Source organism: uncultured Nisaea sp., assembly GCF_963974195.1.
Lineage (GTDB): Bacteria > Pseudomonadota > Alphaproteobacteria > Thalassobaculales > Thalassobaculaceae > Nisaea.
Genome location: NZ_CAXBDC010000157.1, coordinates 1 through 6,915 on the forward strand (window position 1 = coordinate 1; position 6,915 = coordinate 6,915).

The 6,915-nt window shown below is 60.3% G+C and carries 4 protein-coding genes; 1 reads left to right on the forward strand and 3 read right to left on the reverse strand.

Going from position 1 to position 6,915, the window contains the following annotated elements; genetic code table 11:
- Positions 1-5: 5 nt before the first annotated feature.
- From AAC126_RS21135 to AAC126_RS21145, 3 genes are all read right to left on the reverse strand, one after another.
- Positions 6-944 carry a branched-chain amino acid ABC transporter permease gene (locus AAC126_RS21135; RefSeq protein ID WP_339857266.1) on the reverse strand — a complete coding sequence of 313 codons (939 nt, stop codon included), beginning with the start codon at positions 942-944 and terminating at the stop codon, positions 6-8.
- A 47-nt stretch (positions 945-991) separates the two neighbouring features.
- Positions 992-1,768 (reverse strand): ABC transporter ATP-binding protein, encoded by a 777-nt coding sequence (locus AAC126_RS21140; RefSeq protein ID WP_339857271.1) that lies wholly within the window; start codon positions 1,766-1,768, stop codon positions 992-994.
- Between the two features lie 69 nt (positions 1,769-1,837).
- Entirely contained in the window at positions 1,838-3,769 is a 1,932-nt protein-coding gene (locus AAC126_RS21145; RefSeq protein WP_339857267.1) for an AMP-binding protein, read from the reverse strand.
- Positions 3,770-4,230: 461 nt separating this feature from the next.
- Between AAC126_RS21145 and acnA the strand changes: the two genes are divergently transcribed.
- Positions 4,231-6,912: an aconitate hydratase AcnA gene (gene acnA / locus AAC126_RS21150; protein ID WP_339857269.1), complete on the forward strand. Its 2,682-nt coding sequence runs from the start codon at positions 4,231-4,233 to the stop codon at positions 6,910-6,912.
- The last annotated feature ends 3 nt before the right edge of the window (positions 6,913-6,915 follow it).

A 6,915-nucleotide genomic window follows, 5' to 3' on the forward strand; every position in this document is an offset into this window, starting at 1 on the left:
TGGACTTAAACCCTTTCGATGATCTTGTCGCCGAACAGTCCCTGCGGCCTGAACATCAGGAAGGCGAGGGCCAGCATGAAGGCGAACCAGTTTTCCACGGCACCGCCATGGACGCTGTACCAGAAGACTTCGACGATCTTTTCCCCAAGCCCGATGATGAGACCGCCGACAATGGCGCCCGGGATAGAGGTAAAGCCGCCGAGAATGAGAACGGGGAGAGCCTTGAGGGCGATCAGCGACAGGCTGAACTGCACACCGGACTTGCTGCCCCACATGATGCCGGCAACGAGCGCGACAATCCCCGCCACGGACCAGACGATGACCCAGATCTGCTGCAGCGAGATACCGACGGAGAGAGCCGCCTGGTGATCGTCGGCAACGGCGCGAAGGGCGCGTCCGATCCGGGTTTTGGTGAAGAACAGGGCAAGGACAGCCACCAATGAGCCGGCTGCGATGGCCGCGGTGACGTCGAGTTGTTCGATAAAGACGCCATTGATGTCCCAGATGTCGGTCGGCAGGCCGATATCCAGAACTTTCACATCACTGCCCCAGAGCAGATCGCCGACGCCTTCCAGCACGTAGGATAGCCCGAGGGTCGCCATGAACAGGATGATGAGTTCCTGGTTCACCAATGGCCGGAGCACAAACCGTTCGATAACGATCGCGAGCAGGATCATCACCACGATGGTGGCGAGAATGGCGAGGATCACGATGGCTGCTTTCGGCAGGCCCGTGCCCTCCATCATTTCCATCAGACCGGTGAGGGTGAGGGCGGCGAAAAGGGCCATCACGCCCTGGGCGAAGTTGAAGACGCCCGATGCCTTGAAAATAAGGACGAAGCCGAGGGCGACGAGCGAATAAAGTACGCCGGTCATCAGCCCCTTGATGACGGTTTCGATGAGAAAGGCAGGCTCGGTCGCCATGTCGACGAACGGTTGAACCATTAAAGAGTGTAGAAACTCCACTGTACGATCTCCCGTGGCGCAGCGCGCTATTCGTGGCTGACGCCGAGATAGGCATCGATGACATTCTGGTTGGCGCGGACCTCGTCGGGCGTGCCATCGGCGATCTTGCTGCCGTAATCCAGCACGACGACACGGTCGGACAGGTCCATGACCACGCCCATGTCATGTTCGATCAGGACCACGGTGGTGCCGAACTCCTCGTTCACATCCATGATGAAGCGGGACATATCCTCCTTCTCCTCGACATTCATGCCGGCCATCGGCTCGTCGAGCAGGAGGATATCGGGATCCATCGCCAGAGCGCGGCCGAGTTCGACCCGCTTCTGCAACCCGTAGGGCAGGCGGCCGACGGGCGTGCGGCGGATCGGCTGGATCTCCAGAAAGTCGATCACCTTTTCCACATGTTCCCGATTTGCTAGCTCTTCCTTCTGGGCCGGGCCGAAATAGAGGCATTGCCAGAAGAAGTTGGACTTCATCTTCAGCAGACGCCCGGTCATCAGGTTGTCGAGCGTGCTCATGCCGCGGAACAGGGCGATGTTCTGGAAAGTCCGGGCGATACCGTTCGAGGCGGCGAAATATGGATCCATGGACGGGAAGGTCTTGCCGGCAAAGTGGATCTGCCCCGAGCGCGGCTTGTAGAAGCCGTTCAGGACATTCAGCATCGACGATTTCCCGGCCCCGTTCGGGCCGATGATTGCCCTGATCTCGCCCTTTCGGACGTCAAAGCTGACATCATTGATGGCGGTTACCCCGCCGAATTTCACCACGATGTTTTCAACCGCGAGGACCGGATCTCCGATGATCCGCGTATCGACGCCGCCGGAGGGAAGATCCCTCCCGCCAGTCTCTATTACTTGTGCTTCAGCCACGGATCAGCCTGCCTTTTTCATTGCCGGCGCTGCGGCGCCGTCGACTTGCATGATGTGCATGGACGCCTGGATATTGCCTTTGCGGCCATCCTCGAACGTCACCTCGGAATTCATTTCCGCCCTCTCGCCATCGCCGTACAGCGCTTCGATGATCGGACCATAACGCTCGGAAATGACGCTGCGGCGGACCTTGCGGGTGCGCGTCAGCTCGCCGTCATCCGCGTCCAGCTCCTTATAAAGAAGCAGGAACTTCCGGACTTTCTGGGTGTCCGGAAGACTTTCGTTCACATGGGCGATCTCGTCTCGGACCAGTGCGTAGATTTCTGGCCGGTCCGAGAGGTTGGTATAGGAGGTGAACGGGATGCGGGCTTTCTCCGCCCATTTAGAGACAATGGAGAAGCGCACGCAGATGATCGCCGTCAGATAGTCCTGTCCGGCCCCGAGGATCACCGCCTCGCCGATATAGGGCGAGAATTTCAGTTTGTTCTCAATGTATTGAGGTGAAAACTTCGTGCCGGTGCGGGTCTGGGCGATATCCTTTACCCGGTCGATCACCGTGAGCCGGCCCTTGGTGTCGAAGAAACCGGCATCACCGGTATGCATCCAGCCGTCCTTCATGTCTTCCCTGGTGGCTTCCTCGTTCTTGTGGAAGCCGCGGAACATGTTCGGGTGCCGGGTGATGATCTCGCCGACACCGTCGCTATCGGCATCGATGATCTTCACCTCGCAGCCTTCGAAGGGCACGCCTACCGTATCGACATCGATTTCCTTGCCGTCCTGCAGGGTATAGGCGCCGAGCAGTTCGGTCTGGCCATAGAGCTGTTTCAGCGGCACGCCCATGGCAAGGAACAGTTTGAAGGTGTCGGGGCCCATCGCGGCGCCGCCGGTGGCGGCGGAGCGCACATTGGCGAAGCCGAGCCGGTCGCGCAGGGCGCCGAACAGAGCGACTTCGGCCAGCCAGGATTTGCCGCCTTTTTCCACGGCCTCGCGGCCGAGCTGGACACCCTTGTCAAATATCCACTGGGTCAGTGGTCCCGCATCCATCACCCGGGCCCGCATGTCGGCCGCGATCTGTTCCAGGACGCGCGGTGCCAACAGCATGAAGGTCGGGCCGATTTCGCGCAGGTCGTGCATCGCGGTTTCCTCGCTCTCCGGGAAACTCACCTTCATGCGGGAATTCAGGCCGAAGCCGATGGTATAGACCTGCTCCATGATCCAGGGCATCGGCAGCACGGAGACATATTCGTCCGTCGCGTCCTTGGGGTCTGTCTTCAGGTAAAGCTGGGTGTGACGGACAAAGTTGCCGTGCGGCAGCTCCGCCAGCTTCGGATTGGAGGTGGTGCCCGAGGTGGTGCAGAGAATGGCGATATCCTCGCCCGTCACATTGTCGACCATCTGGTCGAACAATTCCGGCGAGGCGGCATGGATCTCGGCGCCACGGGCAACCAGATCGTCGAAGCTGACGATGCGCGGGTCGTCGAATTTCCGCATGCCGCGCGTATTGGAATAGATGATTTTCTCGATCGTCCCGGCGCGGTCGCCGAGATTGAGGAACTTGTCGACCTGCTCCTGATCCTCGGCATAGGCCATTCGGGCCGCGCTGTAGCCGGTGAGATAGGCGATCTCGTCTTCCAGCACGTCGCGATAGAAACCGATGGTCATCGCGCCGACGGACTGGGCCGCGAGTTCGGCGCAGATCCAGTCCACATTGTTATCGCCGATGATGGAGAAGACATCGCCCTTGACCAGACCGGCTTCACTCAGGGCAAGCGCGAGATTACGGACCCGCTCGAGATACTCGGCCCAGGTGAATTCGGCCCAGACACCGAAATCCTTCTCGCGCAGTGCAACATCATTGGGAAAACGTTCCGCATTGAAGCGGAGGAGCTTCGGCAACGTGTCGTAAACCGAAGCGTCCGGATATTCGTACGCCATTTTCCGTCCCTATTACTCGGGCCGAAACCGGGCAGGCGCAGACGGAGCTCTGCTATGGATTATAGCTGTGGATACACTCGTGGCGTGTTGCCGCGAGCCGTTCCTCCCTGTCTGTCCTGGCCCTTGACCTCCACGTTTGCCGCGGATGATCAGCTTCGGACCATTTGTTATTTCCGGGTCTGGCGACATTGCGCCGGACCTCGTCATCGGTGCCGATTTTTGGATGCACTCGTTCCAAGGTCAACAAGATAATTTTGATTTTTGCAATTTGCGGAACTGAATTTCGCAAAATCTCAGGGGCGCCTGAACACTGTTCACTGGTACTTTCCGGTGGAGTTTCCTATATAAAAGGTGCGCGTTTCGGAGCGCTCTCCACCCGCGCCAAAAAAGTTAATTGGGAGAGACCGGACCGAGGCGCTCCTCGGGCGGCCGTCATCACCGAGCTCAAATAGGAGATGAAAGTGACTGCTGGCCAAGACAGCCTGAAAACCCGACGTACGCTCAAGGCGGCCGGGAAAAGCTATGATTATTACAGCCTCGAAGCCATGGCGGATGCCGGTTTTCCGGAGATTCGCAAACTTCCGCACTCGCTGAAAGTGCTGCTGGAAAACCTGTTGCGTTACGAAGACGGGCGCACGGTGACCCTGGACGACGTCAAGGCGCTGTCCGAATGGGTGAAAAACAAGAAGTCCTCCCGCGAAATCGCCTACCGCCCGGCCCGGGTCCTGATGCAGGACTTCACCGGCGTTCCGGCCGTGGTCGATCTCGCCGCCATGCGCGACGCGATGACCGAACTCGGCGGGGATCCGGAAAAGATCAATCCGCTATCCCCCGTCGACCTTGTGATCGATCACTCGGTCATGGTGGATGCGTTCGGTGGTCCCGACTCGTTCAAGAAAAACGTCGAGTTGGAGTTCGAGCGGAACGGCGAGCGGTACGAGTTCCTGCGCTGGGGCTCCAAGGCATTCCGCAACTTCCGCGTTGTCCCGCCGGGAACCGGCATTTGCCACCAGGTCAACCTGGAGCATCTGGCCCAGACCGTCTGGACCAAGGACGAGGACGGCAAGACGATTGCCTATCCGGACACGCTGGTCGGCACCGACAGCCACACCACCATGGTGAACGGCATGGCCGTGCTCGGCTGGGGCGTGGGCGGTATCGAGGCGGAAGCGGCCATGCTCGGCCAGCCTGTCTCCATGCTGATCCCGGAAGTTGTTGGTTTCGAGCTGACCGGCAAGCTGCCGGAAGGTGCGACGGCGACCGATCTGGTGCTGATCGTGGTGCAGATGCTCCGGAAGAAGGGCGTGGTCGGCAAGTTCGTCGAATTTTACGGATCGGGCCTTGCCCATCTGTCTCTCGCGGATCGGGCGACCATCGCCAACATGGCTCCGGAATATGGTGCCACCTGTGGCTATTTCCCGATCGACGAAGAGACCCTCAACTACCTGAAGCTGACCGGCCGCGAAGATGACCGGATCGCGCTGGTGGAGGAATATTCCAAGGCCCAGGGCATGTGGCGGGACGATGCGCAGGAAATGGTCTTCACGGACACCCTGTCGCTTGATCTCGGCACCGTGGTGCCGTCGATTGCCGGGCCGAAGCGTCCGCAGGACCGTGTTCTGCTGACCGAATCCGCTCCGGAATTCGCCAAGGCCTTCAAGGATCTTGCCGGTGGTGTCTCGCCGCGCTCGATCCCGGTCGAGGGGCATGATTACGCGCTGGATGACGGCGACGTGGTGATTGCCGCCATTACCTCCTGCACCAACACGTCCAACCCAACAGTAATGATCGCCGCCGGCCTCGTTGCCCGGAACGCGGCGGCCAAGGGCCTGACGGTGAAGCCGTGGGTGAAGACCTCGCTCGCACCGGGCTCCCAGGTCGTCACCGATTATCTCGAAAAGGCCAACCTGCAGGTCGAGTTGGACAAGCTTGGCTTCAACCTGGTCGGTTATGGCTGCACCACCTGCATCGGCAATTCCGGTCCGCTTGACTCTCACATCGCCGAGGCGGTGGAGAAGGGCGATCTGGTCGTGACCTCCGTGCTGTCCGGAAACCGGAATTTCGAGGGCCGGGTGAACCCGCACGTCAAGGCGAACTATCTCGCCTCGCCGCCGCTGGTTGTCGCCTATGCCATCGCCGGTAACATGAACGTGGATCTCTACAAGGACGCGCTTGGCGAGGATCCGGACGGCAACCCGGTTTACCTGAAGGATATCTGGCCGACCAATCAGGAGATCAGCGAGATCCTGAAGGCCGGTCTCAGCCGCGAGATGTTCCAGAAACGCTATGCCAACGTGTTCGAGGGCTCGGCGGAATGGCAGGCGGTGCAGACCACCGGCAGCCTGACCTACAACTGGAACGACGGCTCGACCTACGTCCAGAACCCGCCTTACTTCAAGGGCATGACGAAGGAGCCGGGCGCTCTGGCGGACATCGGCAATGCCCGCGAGCTGGCCATCCTCGGCGACAGCATCACGACCGACCACATCTCACCGGCCGGCTCCATCAAGTCGGACGGCCCGGCGGGTGACTATCTGCGTGAACGGCAGGTCCGTCCAGTGGACTTCAACGCCTATGGCGCACGGCGCGGTAATCATGAAGTCATGATGCGCGGCACCTTCGCCAATATCCGCCTGAAGAACGAGATGGTGGATGGCGTGTCCGGCGGCTACACAGTGCATTATCCCTCCGGTGAGCAGATGGCGATCTACGACGCCGCCATGCGCTACGAGAAGGAGGGCGTGCCGCTCGTCGTCATCGGCGGCAAGGAATACGGCACCGGCTCCAGCCGCGACTGGGCGGCCAAGGGCACCCGCCTGCTGGGCGTCAAGGCGGTCATCGTCGAGAGCTTCGAGCGTATCCACCGCTCCAACCTTGTGGGCATGGGTGTGTTGCCGCTGCAGTTCAAGGACGGTGAGAACCGCGAGACCCTGGGTTTGAAAGGCACGGAAAAGTTCGACATCACGGGCATTGCCGACGGCATCACCCCGCGCATGGACGTGCTGTGCAAGATCACTTACGCGGACGGCTCGACCAAGGATGTGACCCTGCTTTGCCGCATCGATACAGCGGACGAGGTGGATTACTACCGCCACGGCGGCATCCTGCAGTACGTGCTGCGGAACATCGTCAAGGCGGCGTAACGC

Coding starts and splice junctions, on each gene's coding strand:
- AAC126_RS21135 (WP_339857266.1), bottom strand. CDS start 944: ATGGTTCAACCGTTCGTCGACATGGCGACCGAGCCTGCCTTTCTCATC.
- AAC126_RS21145 (WP_339857267.1), bottom strand. CDS start 3,769: ATGGCGTACGAATATCCGGACGCTTCGGTTTACGACACGTTGCCGAAG.